The 21,237-nt window shown below is 73.8% G+C and carries 18 protein-coding genes and 1 pseudogene; 17 read left to right on the forward strand and 2 right to left on the reverse strand.

Annotated elements, in window-relative coordinates; genetic code table 11:
* Positions 1-5 precede the first annotated feature (5 nt).
* From ACFYUS_RS30785 to ACFYUS_RS30820, 8 genes are all read left to right on the forward strand, one after another.
* Positions 6-1,322, forward strand: a complete 1,317-nt coding sequence (locus ACFYUS_RS30785) for a cytochrome P450 (RefSeq protein WP_388859312.1) — start codon at positions 6-8, stop codon at positions 1,320-1,322.
* Entirely contained in the window at positions 1,319-2,158 is an 840-nt protein-coding gene (locus tag ACFYUS_RS30790) for a thioesterase II family protein (RefSeq protein ID WP_388859315.1), read from the forward strand. Before ACFYUS_RS30785 ends, ACFYUS_RS30790 begins: the two co-directional genes overlap by 4 nt.
* Entirely contained in the window at positions 2,155-3,141 is a 987-nt protein-coding gene (locus ACFYUS_RS30795; protein ID WP_388859318.1) for an aldo/keto reductase, read from the forward strand. Before ACFYUS_RS30790 ends, ACFYUS_RS30795 begins: the two co-directional genes overlap by 4 nt.
* Positions 3,142-4,264: 1,123 nt before the next feature.
* Entirely contained in the window at positions 4,265-4,882 is a 618-nt protein-coding gene (locus ACFYUS_RS30800) for an RNA polymerase sigma factor (RefSeq protein WP_388859321.1), read from the forward strand.
* 3 nt (positions 4,883-4,885) lie between these two features.
* Positions 4,886-5,638, forward strand: a complete 753-nt coding sequence (locus ACFYUS_RS30805; RefSeq protein WP_388859323.1) for a hypothetical protein — start codon at positions 4,886-4,888, stop codon at positions 5,636-5,638.
* A 98-nt stretch (positions 5,639-5,736) separates the two neighbouring features.
* On the forward strand, positions 5,737-6,660 hold the full coding sequence (locus ACFYUS_RS30810; protein ID WP_388859326.1) for a dihydrodipicolinate synthase family protein: 924 nt from the start codon (positions 5,737-5,739) through the stop codon (positions 6,658-6,660).
* A 289-nt stretch (positions 6,661-6,949) separates the two neighbouring features.
* Positions 6,950-7,954, forward strand: a complete 1,005-nt coding sequence (locus ACFYUS_RS30815) for a proline racemase family protein (RefSeq protein ID WP_388859329.1) — start codon at positions 6,950-6,952, stop codon at positions 7,952-7,954.
* 70 nt (positions 7,955-8,024) lie between these two features.
* Positions 8,025-8,732 carry a GntR family transcriptional regulator gene (locus tag ACFYUS_RS30820; RefSeq protein WP_388859332.1) on the forward strand — a complete coding sequence of 236 codons (708 nt, stop codon included), beginning with the start codon at positions 8,025-8,027 and terminating at the stop codon, positions 8,730-8,732.
* Between the two features lie 12 nt (positions 8,733-8,744).
* On the opposite strand, the gene fabI is transcribed toward ACFYUS_RS30820, so the two are convergent.
* Positions 8,745-9,638: an enoyl-ACP reductase FabI gene (gene fabI, locus ACFYUS_RS30825; RefSeq protein ID WP_388859335.1), complete on the reverse strand. Its 894-nt coding sequence runs from the start codon at positions 9,636-9,638 to the stop codon at positions 8,745-8,747.
* Between the two features lie 411 nt (positions 9,639-10,049).
* On the opposite strand from fabI, the gene ACFYUS_RS30830 reads away from it, so the two are divergent.
* From ACFYUS_RS30830 to ACFYUS_RS30850, 5 genes and pseudogenes are all read left to right on the forward strand, one after another.
* A complete protein-coding gene (locus tag ACFYUS_RS30830) occupies positions 10,050-11,279 on the forward strand; it encodes a PLP-dependent aminotransferase family protein (protein WP_388859338.1) in 1,230 nt (409 codons plus the stop codon).
* An 88-nt stretch (positions 11,280-11,367) separates the two neighbouring features.
* Positions 11,368-11,799: a cell division protein SepF gene (locus ACFYUS_RS30835; protein ID WP_123455883.1), complete on the forward strand. Its 432-nt coding sequence runs from the start codon at positions 11,368-11,370 to the stop codon at positions 11,797-11,799.
* Positions 11,800-12,223: 424 nt separating this feature from the next.
* Positions 12,224-13,384 (forward strand): ATP-binding protein, encoded by a 1,161-nt coding sequence (locus tag ACFYUS_RS30840; protein ID WP_388859341.1) that lies wholly within the window; start codon positions 12,224-12,226, stop codon positions 13,382-13,384.
* Positions 13,381-13,701: pseudogene (locus tag ACFYUS_RS30845) on the forward strand (nucleotide pyrophosphohydrolase); the annotation flags it as partial. The gene ACFYUS_RS30840 and the pseudogene ACFYUS_RS30845, both read left to right, overlap by 4 nt.
* A 309-nt stretch (positions 13,702-14,010) precedes the next feature.
* Entirely contained in the window at positions 14,011-14,499 is a 489-nt protein-coding gene (locus tag ACFYUS_RS30850; protein ID WP_388859344.1) for a DUF6099 family protein, read from the forward strand.
* 107 nt (positions 14,500-14,606) lie between these two features.
* Here the strand turns inward: ACFYUS_RS30850 and ACFYUS_RS30855 are convergent, their stop codons facing one another.
* On the reverse strand, positions 14,607-14,876 hold the full coding sequence (locus ACFYUS_RS30855) for a hypothetical protein (RefSeq protein ID WP_388859753.1): 270 nt from the start codon (positions 14,874-14,876) through the stop codon (positions 14,607-14,609).
* Between the two features lie 244 nt (positions 14,877-15,120).
* Here ACFYUS_RS30855 and ACFYUS_RS30860 point away from each other — a divergent pair, with 244 nt between their 5' ends.
* From ACFYUS_RS30860 to ACFYUS_RS30875, 4 genes are all read left to right on the forward strand, one after another.
* Positions 15,121-16,044 (forward strand): LLM class F420-dependent oxidoreductase, encoded by a 924-nt coding sequence (locus tag ACFYUS_RS30860; RefSeq protein ID WP_388859347.1) that lies wholly within the window; start codon positions 15,121-15,123, stop codon positions 16,042-16,044.
* Positions 16,045-16,058: 14 nt separating this feature from the next.
* A complete protein-coding gene (mmuM, locus tag ACFYUS_RS30865; protein ID WP_388859350.1) occupies positions 16,059-16,982 on the forward strand; it encodes a homocysteine S-methyltransferase in 924 nt (307 codons plus the stop codon).
* A gap of 72 nt (positions 16,983-17,054) precedes the next feature.
* Entirely contained in the window at positions 17,055-18,530 is a 1,476-nt protein-coding gene (locus ACFYUS_RS30870) for a 3' terminal RNA ribose 2'-O-methyltransferase Hen1 (RefSeq protein ID WP_388859353.1), read from the forward strand.
* Positions 18,527-21,064, forward strand: a complete 2,538-nt coding sequence (locus ACFYUS_RS30875) for a polynucleotide kinase-phosphatase (RefSeq protein WP_388859356.1) — start codon at positions 18,527-18,529, stop codon at positions 21,062-21,064. The genes ACFYUS_RS30870 and ACFYUS_RS30875 overlap by 4 nt, the downstream gene beginning before the upstream one ends.
* The last annotated feature ends 173 nt before the right edge of the window (positions 21,065-21,237 follow it).

Genomic DNA, 21,237 nt, shown 5'->3' on the forward strand with positions numbered 1-21,237 from the left:
GGGTCTTGACCGTCTACGCCACCTCCGTCCCCGACGTACCGCCGCTCACGCCCCCGCCCGGCTGCCCGATGCACGCCGCGGCGACCGGCCCGGCCGACGTCTTCGACCTGGTCGATCCGCGCCTCTACAGCGACGGGGACCCGCATCCGCTCTGGCGCCACATGCGCTCGCTCGACACGCTGACCCGCCACGAGGTCGACGACGAACGCTGGTTCTGGAACGTCGTCCGCTTCGACGACTCCGACCGCGTGCTGCGCGACACCGCGACCTTCACCTCCGAACGCGGCACCATGCTCGACCTGCTGGGCCAGGACGACCCGGCCAGCGGCAAGCAGCTCGCGGCCACCGACCCGCCGCGCCACACCGAGATGCAGGGCCGGCTCAAGAAGGCCCTGGCCATCAAGTCGGTCGACAAGCAGCGCGAGATGATCCGCGACCTGGTCGTGCCGCTCATCGAACCGCTCGGCGACGGCGGCACGTTCGACTTCGCCCAGGCCATGCTCGCGATGCCGATGTCGGTCACGGGAACGATGATGGGCCTGCCCACCGCGGACTGGGCCTGGCTCAACCGGCTCACCACCGTGTGCATCGCCGCCGACGACCCCGAGTACCAGGACCCGGGCGGCCGCGACGCCACCCTGAAGGCGGCCCACCGCGACCTGTTCGCCTACTTCCAGGACCTCGTCCGCTTCCGCCGCAACAACCTGGGCGACGACCTGCTCAGCGTGCTGATCTCCACCGAGTTCGAGGGCCGGCACATGGCCTCCGACGAGATCGTCGCCAACTGCTACAGCCTGCTGCTCGGCGCGAACGTCACCACCCCGCACGCGCCGAACTTCGTCATGGCCGAGTTCATCGAGTCGGGCGTGCTCCAGGACTGGGCCGCCCACCCCGAGCTGGACGCCACCGGCCTGGAGGAGTCGCTGCGCTGGGCCTCCCCGGTCAACCACTTCCTGCGGTACGCCACCCGCGACGTCGAGATCCGCAACACCCGGATCAAGGCCGGGGAGGCGGTCGTGGTCTGGCTGGGCTCCGCCAACCGCGACGACCGGGTCTTCGCGCGCGGCAGCGAGTTCGACATCCGGCGCAAGCCGAACAAGCACCTCGCGTTCGGCATCGGACCGCACTACTGCATCGGCCACAGCGTCGCCCGGGTCAGCCTCAAGACCCTCTTCCACGAACTGTTCACCCGCTTCGAGGACTTCCGGCCGGCCGGCCGTCCCGAGCGGCTGCGGTCCAGCTTCGTCTCCGGCTACAAGCACATCCCCATCACCGCCCGCCCCGCGCGCGGCGGCAACGGGCGGGCGAGGGCGACGGCATGACGGCCCCGGTCAGGCCCCGCAGGACCACGACCCCGGCCCCGCCGACCGGGACGCGGTGGCTGCGCCGGTTCCACACCGCGCCCGCCGGTGCCCCGCGCCTGCTCGTCTTCCCCCACGCGGGCGGCAACGCCTCGTACTTCTTCCCCCTCTCGGCCGCGCTGGCGGACCACGCCGACGTGCTCGTGGTGCAGTACCCGGGCCGTCAGGAGCGGTTCGGCGAGAGTTGCGTGGAGTCGCTGCACGAGCTGGCCGACCTGGTGGCCGCCGAGCTGATCCGTACTCAGGAAGCGCACCTGGAACGGCCGTTCGGCATCTTCGGGCACAGCATGGGCGCCTCCCTCGCCTTCGAGGTGGCCTGCCGGCTCCGCGACGCCGGTCTCCCGCCCGCGTCCCTCACGGTCTCCGGCCGGCGCGCGCCCTCGATCCCCGCGCCGGGCGCGGTGCACCTCGCCGACGACGAGCTGCTCATCGAGGACATGAAGCTCCTCGGCGGCACGGACGAGCAGATGCTCGACCACCCGGAGCTCCTCGCCGCGATCCTGCCCGCGGTGCGCAGCGACTACGTGGCCACCGAGACGTACCGCTTCCGCGGTGCCACGCCGCTGGACTGCCCCGTCACGGCCCTGATCGGCGACGTCGACCCCCGGGTCGACGAGCCGCAGGCCCTGGCCTGGCACACCCACACCACCGGTCCCTTCCGCCTGCGCGTCTACGCGGGCGGCCACTTCTACCTCCTGCCCCATCTGGACGCCGTCGTGTCCGAACTGCGCGCCGGCCTGCCGGCCACCGGGACGGACACCCCGGACGTCACCCCCATCCGAAAGGACCCGTCATGAAGTACCGCGTCATCGGAAGCTCCCCCGAAACCCGCCGCGAGGTCTCCGTACTGAGCCTCGGCGCCATGACCTTCGGCACGATCGTCGACGAGGCCACCTCCTTCGCGATCCTGGACCGGTTCGTCGAGGCCGGCGGCACGTTCGTCGACACCTCCAACAACTACGCGTTCTGGGTGAACGGCACCCAGGGCGGCGAGAGCGAGGAGCTGGTCGGCCGCTGGCTGAAGAGCCGGGGCGTCGGCGACGAGATCACCATCGCCACCAAGCTCGGCGCCCGCCCCAACCAGCCCACCACGGGCTTCAGTCGGGACGTGGAGGGCCTGTCCGCCAAGGTCATCCGCGAGTCCTCGGAGCGCAGCCGCGAACGCCTCGGCATCGAGAAGATCCACCTGCTGTACGCGCACATCATGGACGAGAACACCCCGCTGGAGGAGACCGTCCAGGGCTTCGCCGACGTGGTCGCCGACGGTGTGGCCGGCCTCCTCGGCGCGAGCAACCACTGGGCCTGGCGCGTCGAGCGCGCCCGCACCCTCGCCGCCGCGGCGGGCGTGCCCGGCTACGAGGTGCTCCAGCACCACCACAGCTACCTGCGCCAGCGCACCGACATGCCGAGCCTGCGCTCGCCCGACGGCAACCAGGGCCTGGTCAGCGGCGACCTGCTCAGCTACCTGCGCGCCAACCCGGAGCTCACGCAGGTCTCGTACTCGCCGCTGATCTCGGGCGCGTACGTCCGGGACGACAAGCCGCTCGGCCCCGGCTTCGAGCACGCCGGCACCGAGCCGCGCCTGAAGGCGATCCGCGAGGTGGCGGCGGAGACCGGCGCCACCGTCAACCAGGTGGTGCTCTCCTGGCTGATGGGCGGCGACATCCCGGTCCTCCCCCTCGTCGGCGCCTCGTCGGTGGCCCAGCTGGAGGAGAACCTCGGCGCCGTCGACCTCGAACTGACCACGGAGCAGCGGGAGAAGCTCGACTCCGTGAACTGACGCCCCGGGGCCCCGGAGCACACCGTTCCGACGGCGTGCTCCGGGGCCCTTGTGTTGTGCGGGGACGGCGAGCCTTTCCGGCCCGGTGGTGGTGGCCGGGTGCCGGACGGTTCCGCGGAACGACGAAGCTCCTGGAGGACGGGTTCTCGACCGAGATCGCCCGTGGCCGCCGGGAGTTTCGCGTGCTCGTCCGCCCTTCCCGAGCCCTCGGCCCCGCCCGGGCAGGGGACCCCGTCCGACCGGCCCGTCCAGCCGCACCCCGCGGTGCGGGTCCCGGAATCGGCGACGCCCCCGCACGCCGCTGCCCGCACGAGGCCGTCGACGTGCCGGCCGCCCTCACGCCCACCCCGGCCGAGTCGATGCGCATTCGCCCTGGAAGTGGAGGAGAGGGCGGAGGAACGGGAACGGCTCGCCGCCCTGGGGGCGATGGCGCCACCGGACCGCGGACACCTCGTCGTCACGGATCCCGACGGGGGCCGCATCGACGTCCTCGCACGGACCCGACGGCCGAAGACCGCCCGAAGGCGCCCGGAGGGCAGGAACCGACCGCTCTCCGTCACCCCGCCCGCAGGGCCTCCGGCATCCGTGCCGGCGCCCGCCGACTGTCCGCGAGGTCGGCGGGGTCCTCCGACGTCGCCGACCACAGGGCCGCCTCGTTCATCGCCCCGACAGCAGACGCGCGGCAAAGCGCCCCCTGGTCACCCCGGCGGCCCGGACGATCCCCGAAAGCCCCGCCGGGGCGTACCCCGGAGCCGAGAAGAGGCGCCGCCCCTCCCTCGGCAGGGCTTGACGCGTCTGCTCCGCTGCCGCGCCCGAACCCGCTCGTCATCGCCGAGACCCCCGTCCTCGGCCTGCTGAGCCGTGTGCACGTGGTGCCGGGTGCGGGAGAAGACGCAGGCGGGAGCGCGGGGGTCCCGGGCGGGGGAGTGGTGGTGACCAGCGGCACGCGCGTGCTCCGTGATGTGATGGAGGACTGCGCGCGGCATCCTCGGGCGCTCCGTCACGGTGCGGATCCCGGACGGGGTGTCGGGAAAGGGTTGTTGGTGGTCTGACAGGATGGGCTTCCTCCGGTTGTTCGGCGAGGGCCGGAGTTCGTGGGTGTACGGGGTGTGAAGAGGGTCGGGTGGGCGAGGGAACGGGGCACGCGCCCGCCACGGCACACGGCCCGGACGCGGAGACGGCGCTCGGTTCCGAGCGCGACGCCCGGCTCTCCGCCGCCGTCGAGCGGGCTCGGCGCGGGGACGAGGGGGCGTTCACGGAGGCGTACCGGATGGTGCATCCCGGACTCCTCGGTTACCTGCGGGGCATCGTCGGCGAGGACGCCGAGGACGTCGCCTCCGAGGCGTGGCTGGAGATCGCCCGGGACCTCGGCAGGTTCCGCGGCGACGGCGCCGGCTTCCGCGGCTGGACCGCGACCATCGCCCGCCACCGGGCCCTCGACCACCTGCGGCGCGTACGGGCGCGGCCCCGCCCCGCCCGGTTCGAGCCGGACCTCCTGGAGCTCCCGGCCGCCGGGGACGCGGCCGGCGAGGCGCTGGACGCGCTGTCGACCGAGCGGGCGCTCGCCCTCATCGCGGGTCTTCCGCAGGACCAGGCCGAGGCCGTGCTGCTCCGGGTCGTCGTCGGTCTCGACGGGCCGTCGGCCGCCCGGGTACTGGGGAAGCGTCCCGGTGCGGTACGGTCCGCCGCACATAGGGGATTGAGGCGACTTGCGAAACAACTCAAGGGGAGAGGGAGGTGACGGATGCCTGACGAGCTGCGGGACGGAGAGCCGGGGAGAACCCTGCGGGCTGCGCTGAGCGGCGGGCGGAGTGCCGGGGGCGACGGCGTCACCCGGGGTGAGCAGGGCGCCCTCGCCGCCTTCCGGGCCGCCCGTGACGCGGGACTTCACACCTCGCTGGCCACCCGCGACCACGACGACTGGACCCCCGCCGTCGAGCGGCGGCGCCCCCGGCCCTCCCTGAAGGCGGCCGTGGCCGCGCTCGTCGCGAGCGTGACGCTCGGCGGTGTGGCCGTCGCCGCCGGCGACCTCTCCGAGCACATGGCCGGCCCCCCTGCCCCGGCTCCCGAGCCCCGGCCCGCCAGCTCCGCGCCCGGCCCGGCTCACGAGCCCACGGAGGCGGATGCGACGGCCGGCGGGGAGGGGCGCGCTTCCCGCTCCCCGCTGCCGGGCACGACCGCCCCCTCGTATCCGGAGCGGGACCCCCAGGTGTTTCCCGGCAAGAGCCATGACGCCCTCTGCCATGCCTTCGGGCACGGACACGGACACGGGCAGGGGGAGGGGAAGGCGAAGGCGAAGGCGTCGAACTCCGCCGCCTGGCGGCGACTCGTGGCCGCCGCCGGAGGCGAGGACCTCGTCCCCGAGTACTGCCGGCACGAACCCGGCCCCACCCGGGCGCCGTCCGCCGAGCCCCACCCGGGCGAGGGCGGCGCCCGGAACGCGCCCTCGGCCCATCCCGCCAGAGGCCCCGAGCGGCCGCACGTCGACCGGCCCTGACGGGACGGGGCCCGAACGCCAGAACTGAACGTGTCCGGGACTCTTGTGGACCTCGCGCCCTTCAATAAAATGTCACACACCACACAAGGGAGTTCTTCATGGTCCACGCGCACGTCCCCGCGCACCCCGCGCACCGCGCCCACCCCTGGCACGGGATCATGGTCGCCACCGCCCTCCCCTTCCGCAAGGACGGCTCCGTCGACCACGACGCCTACGCGCGGCACGTCGCCCGGCTGATCGCCGAAGGCTGCGACGGGGTCGTCCCGAACGGCTCCCTGGGCGAGTACCAGACCCTCACCGACGACGAGCGCGCCCAGGTCGTCCGTACCGCCGTCGAGGCCGCGGGCGACGGGGCCCGGGTCATGCCCGGCGTCTCCGCGTACGGCAGCGCCGAGTCCCGCCGCTGGGCCGAACAGGCCGCCGAGGCCGGCGCGGGCTCGGTCCTGCTCCTGCCGCCCAACGCCTACCGGGCCGACGAGCGCTCCGTGCGCGCCCACTACGCCGAGGTCGCCCGGGCGGGGCTGCCCGTCGTCGCCTACAACAACCCGTACGACACCAAGGTCGACCTCACCCCCGCGCTCCTCGCCCGGCTGTACGCCGACGGCAGCATCGTCGCGGTGAAGGAGTTCAGCGGCGACGTCCGCCGCGCCTACGAGCTCGCCGAACTCGCCCCCGGCCTCGACCTGCTCGTCGGTGCCGACGACGTCCTCCTCGAACTCGCCCTCGCCGGCGCGGTCGGCTGGATCGCCGGCTATCCCAACGCCCTCCCGCGCGCGTGCGCCACGCTCTACCGCGCCGCCGTCGCCGGCGACCTCGCCGTCGCCCTGCCGCTGTACCGTTCGCTGCACCCGCTCCTGCGCTGGGACTCCAAGACCGAGTTCGTCCAGGCGATCAAGCTCTCCATGGACCTCGCCGGCCACCCCGGGGGCGCCACCCGGCAGCCCCGCCTCCCGCTGACGCCCGAACAGGAGGCCGTCGTGCGCGCCGCCACGGAGAAGGCCCTCGCCGAGGGCCACGCGTAGCAGGGCCCTCCCCGCCGCCAGGCCACAACACGAGAAACGCCCGCTCGGTGCGCCGACCCGCAGGCCGTTCCGCACGCCTCCCGTACGCCGACCCGTAGGCCGATCCGTACGCCTCCCGTACGCCGACCCGTAGGCCGTTCCGCACGCCGGACCCGTACGCCCCCGTACGCGGGCCCGTACGCCTCCCGTAAGCCGATCCGTAGACCGCCCCGTACGCCGGACCCGTACGCCCCCGTACGCGGACCCGTACGCCGCCCCGCCCGTCATCGACCCGCCCGAAGGGGACCCCATGCGCACCCGCCACGTCTACCACGCGGTGGACTCCCACACCGAAGGCATGCCCACCCGCGTCATCACCGGCGGCTTCGGGGTCATCCCCGGCGCCACGATGGCCGAGAGGCGGCTCCACTTCGCCGAGCACCTCGACCACGTCCGCACCCTCCTCATGTACGAGCCGCGCGGCCACGCGGCGATGAGCGGCGCGATCCTGCAGCCGGCCACCCGCCCCGACGCCGACTACGGCGTCCTCTACATCGAGGTGTCCGGCCTGCTGCCGATGTGCGGCCACGGCACCATCGGCGTCGCCACCGTCCTCGTCGAGACGGGCATGGTGCCGGTCGTCGAACCCGTCACCACCGTCCGCCTCGACACCCCCGCCGGGCTCGTCAGCGTCGACGTCCGCGTCGAGGACGGCCGGGCCCGCTCCGTGACCCTCACCAACGTGCCCGCCTTCTCCGTCGGGCTCGACCTCAAGGCGGAGGTGCCCGGGTACGGGACGGTCACCTACGACCTCGCGTACGGCGGCAACTTCTACGCCTTCGTCGACCTCGACTCCCTCGGCCTGCCGTTCGACCGCGCCCACAAGGACGAGCTGCTCGCCGCCGGGCTCGCCGTCATGGACGCGATCAACGCCGGCCCCGACCGGCCCGTCCACCCCGAGAACCCGGACATCGCCGGGGTCAAGCACGTCTATCTGGCCGCCCCCGGCTCCGACGCGACCCGTTCGCGCCACGCCATGGCCATCCACCCCGGCTGGTTCGACCGCTCCCCGTGCGGCACGGGCACCAGCGCCCGCCTGGCCCAGCTGCACGCCCGCGGACTGCTCGCCCCGCACACCGACTTCGTCAACGAGTCCTTCATCGGCACCGAGTTCACTGGGCGGATCGTCGAGGAGACGGAGGTGGCCGGGCTGCCGGCCGTCGTCCCGACCGTCACCGGCCGCGCCTGGATCACCGGCACGGCCCAGTACTTCCTGGACCCCGAGGACCCGTTCCCCGCGGGGTTCCTGCTCTGAGCGCCCGCACGAGGGCCGGGGTAACGTGACATTGTACGATGCTCCCCCGTGACTTCTCGGAGGACGCACGATGGGTGACCTGAAACAGTACGGTCTCGTCAGGGCGCAGGAACGGCTCCGCGACCAGGTCGGCCACGCCCTTCGCGCCGCCCTGATCGCCGGGGAGCTGCGCCCCGGCCAGGTCTACTCGGCCCCCGGGCTCGCGAGCGACCTCGGCGTCTCCGCGACCCCGGTCCGCGAGGCCATGCTCGACCTGGCCCGGGAGGGCCTGGTCGAGCCCGTACGGAACAAGGGCTTCCGTATCACCGAGGTCAGCGAGCGGGACCTCGACCAGTTCACCGAACTGCGCACCCTCATCGAGGTCCCCACCGTCGGCCGGGTCACCCGCAAGGCCACCCGGGAGCAGCTGGAGAGGCTGCGCCCGGACGCCGAGGAGATCGTCTCGCGCGCCCGCGAACACGACCTCATCGGCTACCTGGAGGCGGACCGCCGCTTCCACCTCGCGCTGCTCGCCCTCTCCGGGAACGACCGGCTCGTCGAAACCGTCGGCGAGCTGCGCAAGCGCTCCCGGCTCTACGGCCTGACCGGCCTCGACGAGGCCGGCAAGCTGGTCTCCTCCGCCGAGGAGCACATCGAACTCCTCGACCTGATGATCGCCGGGGACGCGCCCGGCGCGGAAGCGTGCATGCGCCGCCACCTCGGCCATGTGCGCTCCCTGTGGGCCGACGTCGACGCCGAGGACGTCGCCGGCACCGGCGCGGGCGACGGAGCGGCCTGACCGACGGGACGCCTACGGCCCCTCCGGCGGGAGGACCTCCCGCCGGAGCGCCTTGCCCGGGAGTCCGCCGACGGCGTTCACCCCCATGCGGACGGCGTGCATCCCGCCGTCCGCGTGCACGATCTCCCCGGTGACCGCGGCCGCCAGGTCCGAGAGCAGGAACAGGACGGGGCCGACGAGCCGGGCCGGATCGGTACGGCTCCAGCCGAGCGGCGCCTCCTGCTCCCAGCGGTCGGCGATCCGGTCGAAGGTGCCGACCGCCCGCCCGGCCGCGGTCTCGACCGGACCGGCGGCGACGAGGTTGACGCGGATGCCGGAGCTCCCCAGATAGAGCGCGAGGTAGCGGCAGACCGCGCCCAGCGTGGCCTTGCCGACCCCCATCCAGTCGTATCCCGGCCAGGCCCCCGACGAGTCGAAGTCGAGCCCGACGACGCTGCCCCTGGCCGCGCCGGCGCCCCCGCCCTCGCGCAGCAGCGGGGCGAGCGCGGTGGTCAGCGAGTGCAGCGAGAACGCCGCCGTGCGCAGGGCGAGCGTCGCGCTCTCCACGGGCGTGGTGAGGAAGTTGCCGCCGAGCGCGGACTGCGGGGCGGCGGCGATCGCGTGCAGGACGCCGTCGACCGCGCCCCAGCGGCGCTCCAGCTCCTTCGTGAGCGCGGCGAGGTCCTCGGGGCGCGTCACGTCGAGCTCCAGGACGTCCGCCGGGAACGGGAGGCCGGAGGCCGCCGCCTCCGTGATCCGCCGGGTCCGCCCGAAGCCCGTGAGCAGGACCTCCGCGCCCGCCTCCTGGAGCGCCCGCGCGGTGTGCCAGGCGATCGAGTCGTCGTTGAGGACGCCGGTCACCAGATAGCGGCGCCCCGAGAAGCCGAGCAGGTCGGGGATGCCATGAGAACCGCGGGACGCGCGCATCGGGACCGCCCTTCCGTGGACCGCCCGAACGCTATCCGTGGCTGAGCCGTCCATCAATGGGGCCAGGAACCCGGAATGGCCTGTTTCGCTGGGCTGTTCACGACGTTTCGCCGGGCCGTCCACGACGTACGGAGAACCGGATCCCGTACGGGCCGCGGCACTTCGGACAACACGTGGGAAGATCACCGCCCGGCCTTTTCCCGGGGGCGACCAGCGGGAAAGTCCGGGAAAGCGGAATTCCGCGAATTCGGTGCGCCCGGCCGGATTCCCACGGCCCGCGGTGTGGCCGGATCAGGCCAGGACCGGGGCTGGAATTCGCCCCACGAACGGTACCGAAGAGTGTCAACTCGACTGCGCCCGAAGGTAATCGACCGACCTGGACACCGTCTTGAATCTCTATATGCTGGCGCCATGTTTTCTGCCGCCTCCGCGCCCGCGAACACTCCTCCCTCCCTCTCCGCCGTGCCCGCGCCGGCCACCGCCTCCCGGCTGGCCAACGTCGGTTCGTCGCCGGTACGGGAGATCCTGGCGCTCACGGCACGCCCCGAGGTGATCTCGTTCGCCGGAGGCCTCCCCGCCCCCGAACTGTTCGACATCGCGGGAATCCGCGCGGCGTACGACCGGGTCCTGGCGGAGAACCCGCAGGCGGCCCTCCAGTACTCGACCACCGAGGGCGACCCCGAGCTGCGCGCCGCCGTCGCCGCCCGCCTCACCGCGCGCGGACTGCCCACGGACGCCGACGACCTGCTCGTCACCACCGGCTCGCAGCAGGCCCTCACGCTCCTCACCACCGCCCTCGTCGAACCGGGCAGCGTCGTCCTCGTCGAGGACCCCTGCTACCTCGCCGCCCTCCAGACCTTCGGCTTCGCGGGCGCCCGCGTCGTGCCCGTGCCCACCGACGACCAGGGCATCGTCCCCGAGGCGCTGGAGGAGATCGCGGCCCGCGAGAAGGCCACCCTCCTCTACATCGTCCCCACCTTCCAGAACCCCACGGGCCGCACCCTCCCCGCCGAGCGCCGCCACGCCGTCGCCGAGGCCGCCGCACGGCACGGATTCTGGATCGTCGAGGACGACCCGTACGGCGAACTCCGCTACGACGGCGAGCGCGTGCCCCCCATCGCCGCCGACCCCGCGGCCGCCGACCGCACCGTCCTGCTCGGCTCCTTCTCCAAGGTGATGGCCCCCGGCCTCCGGCTCGGCCACCTGCGCGCCCCCGCCGGACTGCGCCGCGCCTGCGTGATCGCCAAGCAGGCCGCCGACCTGCACACCTCGACCATCGACCAGGCCGCCGCCGCGCGTTACCTGCGCGACAGCGACCTCGACGCACACGTCGCGGTGATGCGCGCCGCCTACCGCGAGCGCCGGGACGCGATGCTCGAAGGCCTGCCGGGCGCGCTGCCCGAGGGCAGCCGCTGGAACAGGCCGGAGGGCGGCATGTTCATCTGGGTGACCCTCCCCGCCGGCCACGACGCCACGGCCCTCCTGAAGACCGCCGTCTCCCACGAGGTGGCGTACGTGCCGGGAGCGCCGTTCTTCTGCGGCGAGCCGGACCCGGGCGCGATGCGCCTGTCGTTCACGACGCACTCGGCCGACGAGATCGGGGAAGGACTGCGCCGGCTGGCGAAGAGCTTCGTACGATGACGGACACCGGCCTCGCACCGACCGCCACCTGGGCCATCCGCTCGTGTCGTTGTTGGGCCGAACGGGTGAGGAGCGGGAGGATGGGGCCATGAGTAGGTACGAGAGGTACGACGTCACCGACGAGCAGTGGGAGGGCCTCGCCCAGGTCGTCCCCCTGCGCGGCCGTGACGAATGGCCGTCCAGGGTCGACCACCGCACGATCCCCGAGCAGTACGAATCCGCCGAGCAGCGCCGCATGGTGGTGCTCCGCGTGCAGGTCTTCGCCGACGCCCGCGAGGTCGCCGAGTACCTCATCGCCCAGATCCCGGTGCTCCTCGATCTGACGAGCGCCGACACCGAGGTCGCCAAGAGGATCCTCGACTTCAGCAGCGGCGTGGTCTTCGGCCTCGGCAGCGGGATGCACCGCGTCGACCGGAACGTTTTTCTCCTGGCGCCGGCCGGTACGGAGGTCGAGGGCGCGGAGGGTGAGGACGAGGAGGATGTCGTGGGCGGCAGGACCGCCGGCGTCCCTCGATCGTAGGAAGGTCGTCTCGCCGTAACGGTTCGCCGGGGAATGATCTGCGTACGGTCCGGGCATGGACCTCACCGGCGGCTCCACGCTCGCCCGCACGTCAGACGCCCGCACCTCCGACGTCGTACCTTCCCCCGTTCCGTCCCCTGTTTCCCCTTCGGCTCCTTCCTCGGTTCCTTCTTCGGTTCCTTCTTCGGTTCCGTCCCAGGTTCCTTCTTCGGTTTCGTCCCAGGTTCCTCCGGCGGTTCCTTCCGCGGTTCCGTCCTCCGCCGTCGCGCCTGCTTCCGATGCCTGTGCCTCCGATGCCCAGGGATCCGGTGTCCGTGCTTCCGACGCCCGCGGTTCCGGCACCCGTGCTTCCGGAGCCCGCTCCACGGGACCCCGCCCCACCGGGCTCCGCGCCTCCGTCCCCGAGGCGCGGGGTCCGGTCGCGGTGGAGGGCCTGGCCGGGGCGGAGGACCGGAGCGGGACTCTCCGCGCCCGGCCCGCCGTCACCGAACTGCGGCTGTCCGCCTTCGCCGGCCGCCGTGCCGCCGCGCACGCGCTCGGACCGGTCACCCTCTTCGCCGGGCCCAGCGGCAGCGGCAAGTCCACCACCCTGCGGGCGTACGAGGCGCTGGCCCGGCTCGGCGCGGGCGAAGCGCTCCACGAGGTGTTCCCCGACGCCGACGACTGCGTCCCCGAGCGCGCCCGGCCCGACGCCCAGGGCAGGCGCGGTTTCCGGATCGGATGCACGGTCGACGGACCCGAGGGTCCCGTCCGCCTGGACCTCGCCGTGCAGGCCGAGCCGCGGCTCCGGATCGTCGGCGAGCGGCTCACCGGCCGGGGCCGCACCCTGCTCGCCACCGCGCTCCGCGACCCCGGCCGGAGCGCCGTCCAGGCCGAGTGGCACACGGCGGGCACCACCCCCGTCACCCGGGCCCCCTTCCCCGACGACCTGCTCGGCACGGCCCTGCTGCCGCTGCGGGTCGCGGGCAAGACCCAGGGGCAGCGGGAGGTCCTGGCCGCCGCCGAACAGGTCGTCATCGGGCTGCGGTCCGTCTTCGCCTGCGACCCCCGGCCCGAGGGGATGCGGGCCCCCGTGCCGCCGGGCGAGGGGCGGCTGCGGCGCGGCTGCGGCAACCTCGCCGAGGTGCTGCACCGCACCCACACGGACTGCCCGCGCCGTCACCACCGCCTCGCCGCCGTCGCCGGAGCGGGCTGCGCGGGCCCCGTCACCGGCCTCGGCGTGCAGGAACTCCCCGAGGGCACCGTCCGCGCGGTCCTCGAACGCGGCCGCCGGCCCGCGACCCCGCTCGGCCGCCTCGGCGACGGCGAACTCCGCTACCTGGCCCTCGCGCTCACCCTGCTCACGGGCCCCGGGGTCCTGGAGATGGACCGGATCGCCGAGGTGCCGGACGCCATGCAGAGCCTGACGCTGCTCGCCGACGGCCTGGACCGGGGCCTCGACGGGCGGCAGACGGGCGAACTGCTGCGGCTCGCGACGGAGATCGCCGCCGACGGCCACATCCGGGTCGTGGGCACGGTCGGCGAACGGGCGGCGGGGGAGGCGCGCCGGACGCCCGGGGTGACGGTGGTAGACCTGGGCGGGTGACGGAAGACAACGACGTGGCGGGGCTGCAGCGCAGGCTGACCGAATTCGCGGCGGCACGCGACTGGCAGCCCTACCACACGCCCAAGAACCTGGTGGCGGCCCTCAGCGTGGAGGCGGCGGAACTCCTGGAGATCTTCCAGTGGTTGACGCCGGAGCAGGCGGAACGGGTGATGGACGACCCGGAGTCGGCGCACCGGGTCGCCGACGAGGTCGCGGACGTGCTCGCCTACCTCCTCCAGTTCTGCCAGGTGCTCGGAGTCGATCCGCTGGCCGCGCTCGCGGCCAAGATCGACCGGAACGAGGTCCGCTTTCCCGTCCGGCGGCGGGGCGGAGAGAGCGAGGGCGGGGGTGAGGGCAAGGGTGCGGACGGGGGCACGGACGGGGGCGCGGACGGGGGCGCGGACGAGGGTGCGGACGAGGGTGCAGCCGGGGGTGCAGCCGGGGGTGTAGACGAGGGTGCGTACGGCATCGCGGACGAAGATCGTCACTCTTCGGAGTGATCGACTTTTCCCCGTCAGGCTTCCTGTCCACAGATTTCCGAATTCCTCTGGTGTCGAGGCTCAGGCGGCCTCACTCTGGGTAGTGGAGTGAGTGGGTAGTAAGTCGTACGAACGGGGGCGGCGTTGATGGAAGCGGAGCGACTCATCGCGCTCGGCCGGCACGCGTTGGCGGAGAGCGGGACGGCGCAGGACATCGTGGCGGAGGCCTGGCAGGCCCAGGCGCTCGCCCAGGCGATAGGGAGTCACCTCGCGCTCTGCGGACCGCTGGAGCTGCGGGGCGAGGCGCGGGGGCTGAGCGAGACCGGGGAGTACCCGGCCTGGGGTGCGGGCGGGCCGCGCGCGGGACGACTGACCGAAGTCGCGGACCCGTGCGGGGCGTTGACCGCGCTCGGGGAGCTCCTCGGGGAGGTGGGGATCGCGCTCGTGGGGGTGGCCTGCGCCACCGACGAGGAGGGGCTGTACTGGCAGTGCATCGAGGCCATCGACGCCGCCGACGAGGCGAGCGACCGGGTGCGCGGGATGCTGCGGCGCCTCGCCGTGCGCGACGGGGAGCGTGCCCGCCCGCCCGACCCCGCCCGAGGCCGAGCGGGCCCGGGACGGGGCCCGTCGTGGTAGGGGCGCGCGGGGAGCCGGCTGCCCTGGTCGGGTTGCTGCGGCCCGGAGCGCTGCCGGCCGGGATGTCGCCGGCCGGGGCGGTTCCGGCGGTGGTCCTGGTGCTCGGGTCAGTACTGACCGGGGTGGTGGTGCTCGGGCTGCCGTTGTGGCTGGGGCTCGGACCGGAGATCCGGCCGGGGCTGGGGTTCCGGGGTGAGACGGTCGGACGTGGACTGCAGGTCGGCGTCCAGCTGGGAGAGGTCGGCGGAGAGCGCCGCCATCAGCTCCTCCATCTGCTGGAGCAGGCCCTTGGGGGCGCCGGCGCCCTTCTGCTCGGGCACGGACTGGGGCACCGGCTGCTCGGGCACGGCCCGCTCCGGCGCGGCTTCCTGGGACATGGCGGCCTCCTCGGCCCGGGCCCCGCCGCCGAGGGCGGGGTCATGAGGGAGACGCACCGGCATCGGCCGCCGGCACGCGGGCCGGGCGGTCCGGCTCCGCCCGAGCCAACGACGGTGCCGGGCCCCGGTCACTGGCCAGGGCGGACGCGGCCCGCCAAGGGGACGGATATTCACCCGACCGAGCCGGTGCGGACGGGGGGCTGACGGCGATGTTGACACGCACCCGACGGTGCAGGATGGAGGCATGGATCTTCGCATCTTCACGGAGCCCCAGCAGGGGGCCGACTACGACACCCTCCTCACGGTGGCCCGGGCCACCGAGGAGCTCGGCTTCGACGCCTTCTTCCGCTCTGATCACTACGTCAGGATGGGGAGCGGGGACGGGCTGCCCGGGCCGACGGACGCCTGGATCACGCTGGCCGGCCTGGCGCGGGAGACGAAGCGGATCCGGCTCGGCACGCTGATGACGGCCGGCACCTTCCGGCTCCCCGGGGTCCTCGCCATCCAGGTGGCCCAGGTGGACCGGATGTCCGGCGGCCGCATCGAACTGGGTCTGGGCGCGGGCTGGTTCGAGGAGGAGCACAAGGCCTACGGCATCCCCTTCCCGAAGGAGAGGTTCGGCCGCCTCGAAGAGCAGCTGGCGATCGTCACCGGGCTGTGGGAGACCGAGGTCGGGAAGACCTTCGACTACGACGGGGAGTACTACCGGCTCACCGACTCGCCCGCGCTGCCGAAGCCGGCCCAGTCCAGGATCCCGGTGCTGATCGGCGGGCACGGCGCGAGCCGTACGCCGCGGCTCGCCGCGCGGTACGCGGACGAGTTCAACATCCCGTTCGCCTCCGTCGAGGACAGCGAGCGGCAGTTCGGCCGGGTCCGGGCCGCCGCCGAGGCGGCCGGGCGGCCGGCGGACGACCTGGTGTACTCGAACGCGCTGGTGGTCTGCGTCGGCAAGGACGATGCCGAGGTGGCCCGCCGGGCCGCGGCCATCGGCCGGGACGTGGACGAGCTCAGGGCGAACGGGCTCGCGGGCTCGCCCGCGGAGGTCGTCGACAAGCTCGGACGGTACGCGGCGATCGGCTCCTCCCGGGTCTACCTCCAGGTCCTGGACCTGGACGACCTGGACCACCTGGAGCTGATCTCCGCCCAGGTCCAGTCGCAGCTGGCATGAGCGGGGGAGAAGCGATGAGACCGGTCCGTACGCTCGCCGAGGCCCTCGGGGCGGGGGCGCTCGTCCTCGACGGCGGGCTGTCCAACCAGCTGGAGGCGCAGGGTTGCGACCTCTCGGACGCGCTCTGGTCCGCGCGGCTCCTCGCCGACGGGCCCGAGCAGATCGAGGCGGCCCACGCGGCGTACGTGCGGGCCGGGGCGCGGGTGCTGATCACCTCCAGCTATCAGGCCACGTTCGAGGGCTTCGCCCGGCGGGGCACGGGCCGGGAGGAGGCGGCGAGGCTGCTCGTGCGGAGCGTGGAGCTGGCCAGGTCGGCGGCGGGGGCCGTCGGGGAGGAGGTGTGGGTCGCCGCGTCCGTCGGACCGTACGGGGCGATGCTCGCGGACGGCAGCGAGTACCGGGGACGGTACGGGCTGTCGGTGGCCGCGCTGGAACGGTTCCACCGGCCCAGGATCGAGGCGCTCGCCGGGGCGGCGCCGGACGTCCTGGCCCTGGAGACCGTTCCGGACGCGGAGGAGGCCGAGGCGCTGCTGCGGGCCGCCGAGGGGTGCGGGGTGCCGGTGTGGCTCTCGTACACCGTCGAGGGCGGGCGGACCCGGGCCGGACAGGACCTCGCGGAGGCCTTCGCGGTCGCCGCGGGGAACGAGCAGGTCGTGGCGGTCGGGGTGAACTGCTGCGACCCGGCCGAGGCGGGGGACGCCGTGGAGCTCGCCGTGGCCGTGACCGGGAAGCCGGCCGTGGTCTACCCGAACAGCGGGGAGCGGTGGGACGCCCGGGCGCGGGGCTGGAGCGGGGACATGGCCTTCGACCCGGAGTGGGCCGTCGGCTGGGCGGAGAAGGGTGCCCGGCTCGTCGGCGGATGCTGCCGCGTCGGCCCGGCCACCATCGGCGCGCTCGCCGGCGCCCTGGTGGCGGAGGGTGGTGACAGCACCGGCTGAGGCCGCGCCCCCGGTCCCGGCCGCACGGAAAATGCCTGGTGGGGAGGGGAGGGGCGAACGATACTCGAAGGTGTGTTCCTGACGATCAGTACAACCGGCAACCCGGAGCGACCCGCGACCGATCTCGGCTTCCTGCTGCACAAGCACCCCGAGCGGGCCCAGGCGTTCTCGACCTCGCACGGTACGGCGCACGTCCTCTATCCCGAGGCGAGCGCCGAGCGGTGCACGGCGGCACTCCTCCTGGAGGTGGACCCCGTGGCGCTGGTGCGCCGCGGCAAGGGCAAGGGCCGGGGCGGCGCCCCGGACGCGGCGCTCGCGCAGTACGTCAACGACCGGCCCTACGCGGCGTCCTCGCTGCTGGCGGTCGCGCTCGCCAAGGTCTTCAAGACCGCGCTGCACGGCGAGTGCAAGGCGATGCCCGAGCGGGCCGCCGCGCCGCTGCCGCTGCGCGTCGAGGTCCCCGCGCTCCCCGCCCGGGGCGGCGCGGAGCTGGTGCGGGCGCTGTTCGGGCCGCTGGGCTGGGACACGGTGGACGCCGAACCGGTGGCGCTCGACGGGGAGTTCCCCGAGTGGGGCGACTCGCGGTACGTGCGTCTCGTCCTGGAGGGCGAGCTGCGGCTCGCGGACGCCCTCAACCACCTGTACGTCCTGCTGCCGGTGCTCGACGACGCCAAGCACTACTGGGTGGCGCCCGACGAGGTCGACAAGCTGCTGCGCGCCGGTGACGGCTGGCTCGCCGGGCACCCCGAGCGGAAGCTGATCACCGCCCGCTACCTCTCGCGCCGCTGGGGCCTGGCCCGCGAGGCGACGGAACGGCTCGAACTGGTCCGGCTCGCCGAGGCCGAGGGCCTGGACGTCGAGGACGTCGACAACGCCGTCGACGAGACCACCGACACGGAGGAGCGTCCGGTGCCGCTCGCCGAGCAGCGGCGGGAGGCGATCCTGGCCGTGCTGAACGGCGCCGGGGCGGCTCGCGTGCTCGACCTGGGCTGCGGGCAGGGGCAGTTGGTGCAGGCCCTGCTCAAGGACCCGCGCTTCACCGAGATCGTCGGTGTCGACGTGTCCGCGCGGGCCCTGGGCATCGCCGCGCGCCGGCTGCGGCTCGACCGGATGGGGGAGCGGCAGGCGGCCCGGGTGAAGCTGACGCAGGGCTCCCTCGCGTACACCGACAAGCGGCTGGCCGGGTACGACGCGGCCGTGCTCAGCGAGGTGATCGAGCACCTGGACCTGCCGAGGCTGCCGGCCCTGGAGTTCGCGGTGTTCGGCTCGGCCCGGCCCCGCACGGTCGTGGTGACCACGCCGAACGTCGAGTACAACGTGCGCTGGGAGTCGCTTCCGGCCGGGCACGTCCGGCACGGCGACCACCGCTTCGAATGGACCCGGGAGGAGTTCCGGGAATGGGCGGCCGGCGTCGCCGGGCAGTACGGGTACGGGGTCGAGTTCGCCCCCGTGGGACCCGACGACCCGGAGGTCGGGCCGCCGACCCAGATGGCCGTCTTCAGCCGTACCGAAAGCCGTACCGACACCGAGAAGGAGGGACCGAAATGACCACCGAGACCCGTACCCTGCCCGTCACCGATCTGTCCCTCGTGGTGCTCGTCGGTGCCACCGGTTCCGGCAAGTCCACCTTCGCCCGGCGCCACTTCAAGCCGACGGAGATCATCTCCTCCGACTTCTGCCGGGGGCTCGTCGCCGACGACGAGAACGACCAGTCCGCGAGCCGGGACGCCTTCGACGTCCTCCACTACATCGCGGGCAAGCGCCTCGCGGCCGGCCGGCTGACCGTCGTCGACGCCACCAACGTGCAGCAGGAGGCCCGGCGCCAGCTCGTCCAGCTGGCCAGGGCCCACGACGTGCTGCCGATCGCGATCGTCCTCGACCTGCCCGAGGAGGTGTGCCGCACCCGGAACGCCGCCCGGCCCGACCGGGCGGACATGCCCGCGCACGTCATCCAGCGCCACCGGCGCGAGCTGCGCCGCTCGCTGCGCGGTCTGGAGCGCGAGGGCTTCCGCAAGGTGCACGTGCTGCGCTCCGTCGAGGAGGTCGAGGCCGCCGAAGTCGTCCTGGAGCGCCGCTTCAACGACCTGCGGCACCTCACCGGCCCCTTCGACGTCATCGGTGACATCCACGGCTGCCGCTCCGAGCTGGAGACCCTGCTCGCGAAGCTCGGCTACGTCGACGGACGCCACCCCGAGGGGCGGACGGCCGTCTTCGTCGGCGACCTCGTCGACCGGGGCCCCGACTCGCCGGGCGTCCTGCGCCGCGTCATGGCGATGGTCGCCGCGGGCGACGCCCTGTGCGTCCCGGGCAACCACGAGAACAAGCTCGGCCGGTGGCTCAAGGGACGGAAGGTGCAGGAGACGCACGGACTCGCCGAGACCATCGAGCAGTTGGGGCGGGAGAGCGAGGAGTTCCGGGCGGAGGTCGGACGGTTCATCGAGGGCCTCGTCAGCCACTACGTCCTCGACGGCGGGAACCTCGTCGTCTGCCACGCCGGCCTGCCGGAGAAGTACCACGGCCGGACCTCCGGGCGGGTGCGCTCGCACGCGCTGTACGGGGACACCACGGGCGAGACCGACGAGTTCGGGCTGCCCGTGCGCTACCCGTGGGCGGAGGAGTACCGGGGGCGGGCCACCGTCGTGTACGGACACACCCCCGTGCCGAACACCTCCTGGATCAACAACACGATCTGCCTCGACACCGGGGCCGTCTTCGGCGGGAAGATGACCGCGCTGCGCTGGCCGGAGCGCGAACTCGTCGACGTGCCGGCCGAGCGCGTCTGGTACGAGCCGGCGAAGCCGCTCTCCGGCGAGGCGCCCGGCGGGCACGAGGGGCGCCCCCTGGACCTGGCCGACGTGCACGGGCGGCGGACCGTCGAGACCCGGCACGGCGGGAACGTCGCCGTGCGCGAGGAGAACGCGGCGGCGGCCCTGGAGGTCATGAGCCGGTTCGCCGTCGACCCGCGGCTGCTCGCCTACCTGCCGCCGACGATGGCGCCCACCGCCACCTCCGAGGAGGAGGGCTACCTGGAGCACCCGGCCGAGGCCTTCGCCCAGTACCGGGCGGACGGCGTCGAGCGGGTCGTGTGCGAGGAGAAGCACATGGGCTCCCGGGCCGTGGCCCTGGTCTGCCGCGACGAGGACACGGCCCGCGGGCGCTTCGGCGTCGGCGGGGTGACGGGCGCGCTGCACACCCGTACCGGACGGCCCTTCTTCGACGATTCCGACGTCACCGAGGAGGTCCTCGGACGGCTGCGGACCGCGATCGGCGCCGCCGGGCTCTGGGACGAACTCGACACGGACTGGCTGCTGCTCGACGGCGAGCTGATGCCGTGGTCGCTCAAGTCGGCCGGTCTCCTCCGCGCACAGTACGCGGCGGTCGGCGCGGCCTCCGGAGCCGTCCTCCCCGGGGCGATCGACGCCCTGGAGCGGGCGGCGGGACGCGGGGTCGAGGGGATCGACGGGCTGCTCGCCCGGCAGCGGGAGCGGGCGGCGGACGCGGCGGCCTTCACCGAGGCGTACCGCCGCTACTGCTGGCCGACCGAGGGACTGGAGGGGGTGCGGTTCGCGCCGTTCCAGCTGCTCGCGGCGCGCGGGCGCTCGCTCGCGGCGGTGCCGCACGACGAGCAGCTGGCGTGGCTCGACCGGCTCGTCGAGCACGACCCGACCGGGCTGCTCCAGGTCACCCGTCGGCTCGTCGTCGACACCGGCGACGAGGCCTCGGTCCGCGCCGGCACCGACTGGTGGCTGGAGCTCACCGGGGCGGGCGGCGAGGGCATGGTCGTCAAGCCGCTCGCGGCGCTCGTACGGGACGCGAACGGCCGCCTCGGGCAGCCGGGCGTGAAGGTGCGCGGCCGGGAGTACCTGCGGATCATCTACGGCCCCGAGTACACCCGCCCGGAGAACCTGGAGCGGCTCCGGCAGCGCTTCCTCGGCCACAAGCGCTCGCTCGCGCTGCGCGAGTACGCCCTCGGCCTGGAGGCCCTCGACCGCCTCGCGGACGGGGAACCGCTCTGGCGCGTCCACGAGGCCGTCTTCGCGGTCCTCGCACTGGAGTCGGAGCCGGTGGACCCGAGGCTCTGAGGCCCCGGGTCGAAGCGGGGATTCCGGTCGGTGTGCGCGAAGCCTCCACGAAGGCCTCGCGCACACCCGCCGGGCCGCTCCCGAGGGGGCGCAGGAGTGCGGACGGCGGCGCTCCCCTGCGCCCCTCGTGCCCGTTGACGCATTTCTTCCGCACCCTCTAGCGTTCTTCACCC

It is taken from the genome of Streptomyces sp. NPDC004284 (assembly GCF_042874035.1).
Lineage (GTDB): Bacteria > Actinomycetota > Actinomycetes > Streptomycetales > Streptomycetaceae > Streptomyces.

What these genes read in the sequence shown, in the direction of transcription:
- ACFYUS_RS30790 (WP_388859315.1), top strand. Translation starts at nt 1,319, where the DNA reads ATGACGGCCCCGGTCAGGCCCCGCAGGACCACGACCCCGGCCCCGCCG.
- ACFYUS_RS30795 (WP_388859318.1), top strand. Translation starts at nt 2,155, where the DNA reads ATGAAGTACCGCGTCATCGGAAGCTCCCCCGAAACCCGCCGCGAGGTC.
- ACFYUS_RS30805 (WP_388859323.1), top strand. Translation starts at nt 4,886, where the DNA reads ATGCCTGACGAGCTGCGGGACGGAGAGCCGGGGAGAACCCTGCGGGCT.
- ACFYUS_RS30810 (WP_388859326.1), top strand. Translation starts at nt 5,737, where the DNA reads ATGGTCCACGCGCACGTCCCCGCGCACCCCGCGCACCGCGCCCACCCC.
- ACFYUS_RS30815 (WP_388859329.1), top strand. Translation starts at nt 6,950, where the DNA reads ATGCGCACCCGCCACGTCTACCACGCGGTGGACTCCCACACCGAAGGC.
- ACFYUS_RS30820 (WP_388859332.1), top strand. Translation starts at nt 8,025, where the DNA reads ATGGGTGACCTGAAACAGTACGGTCTCGTCAGGGCGCAGGAACGGCTC.
- fabI (WP_388859335.1), bottom strand. Translation starts at nt 9,638, where the DNA reads ATGCGCGCGTCCCGCGGTTCTCATGGCATCCCCGACCTGCTCGGCTTC.
- ACFYUS_RS30830 (WP_388859338.1), top strand. Translation starts at nt 10,050, where the DNA reads ATGTTTTCTGCCGCCTCCGCGCCCGCGAACACTCCTCCCTCCCTCTCC.
- ACFYUS_RS30835 (WP_123455883.1), top strand. Translation starts at nt 11,368, where the DNA reads ATGAGTAGGTACGAGAGGTACGACGTCACCGACGAGCAGTGGGAGGGC.
- ACFYUS_RS30850 (WP_388859344.1), top strand. Translation starts at nt 14,011, where the DNA reads ATGGAAGCGGAGCGACTCATCGCGCTCGGCCGGCACGCGTTGGCGGAG.
- ACFYUS_RS30855 (WP_388859753.1), bottom strand. Translation starts at nt 14,876, where the DNA reads ATGTCCCAGGAAGCCGCGCCGGAGCGGGCCGTGCCCGAGCAGCCGGTG.
- ACFYUS_RS30860 (WP_388859347.1), top strand. Translation starts at nt 15,121, where the DNA reads ATGGATCTTCGCATCTTCACGGAGCCCCAGCAGGGGGCCGACTACGAC.
- mmuM (WP_388859350.1), top strand. Translation starts at nt 16,059, where the DNA reads ATGAGACCGGTCCGTACGCTCGCCGAGGCCCTCGGGGCGGGGGCGCTC.
- ACFYUS_RS30875 (WP_388859356.1), top strand. Translation starts at nt 18,527, where the DNA reads ATGACCACCGAGACCCGTACCCTGCCCGTCACCGATCTGTCCCTCGTG.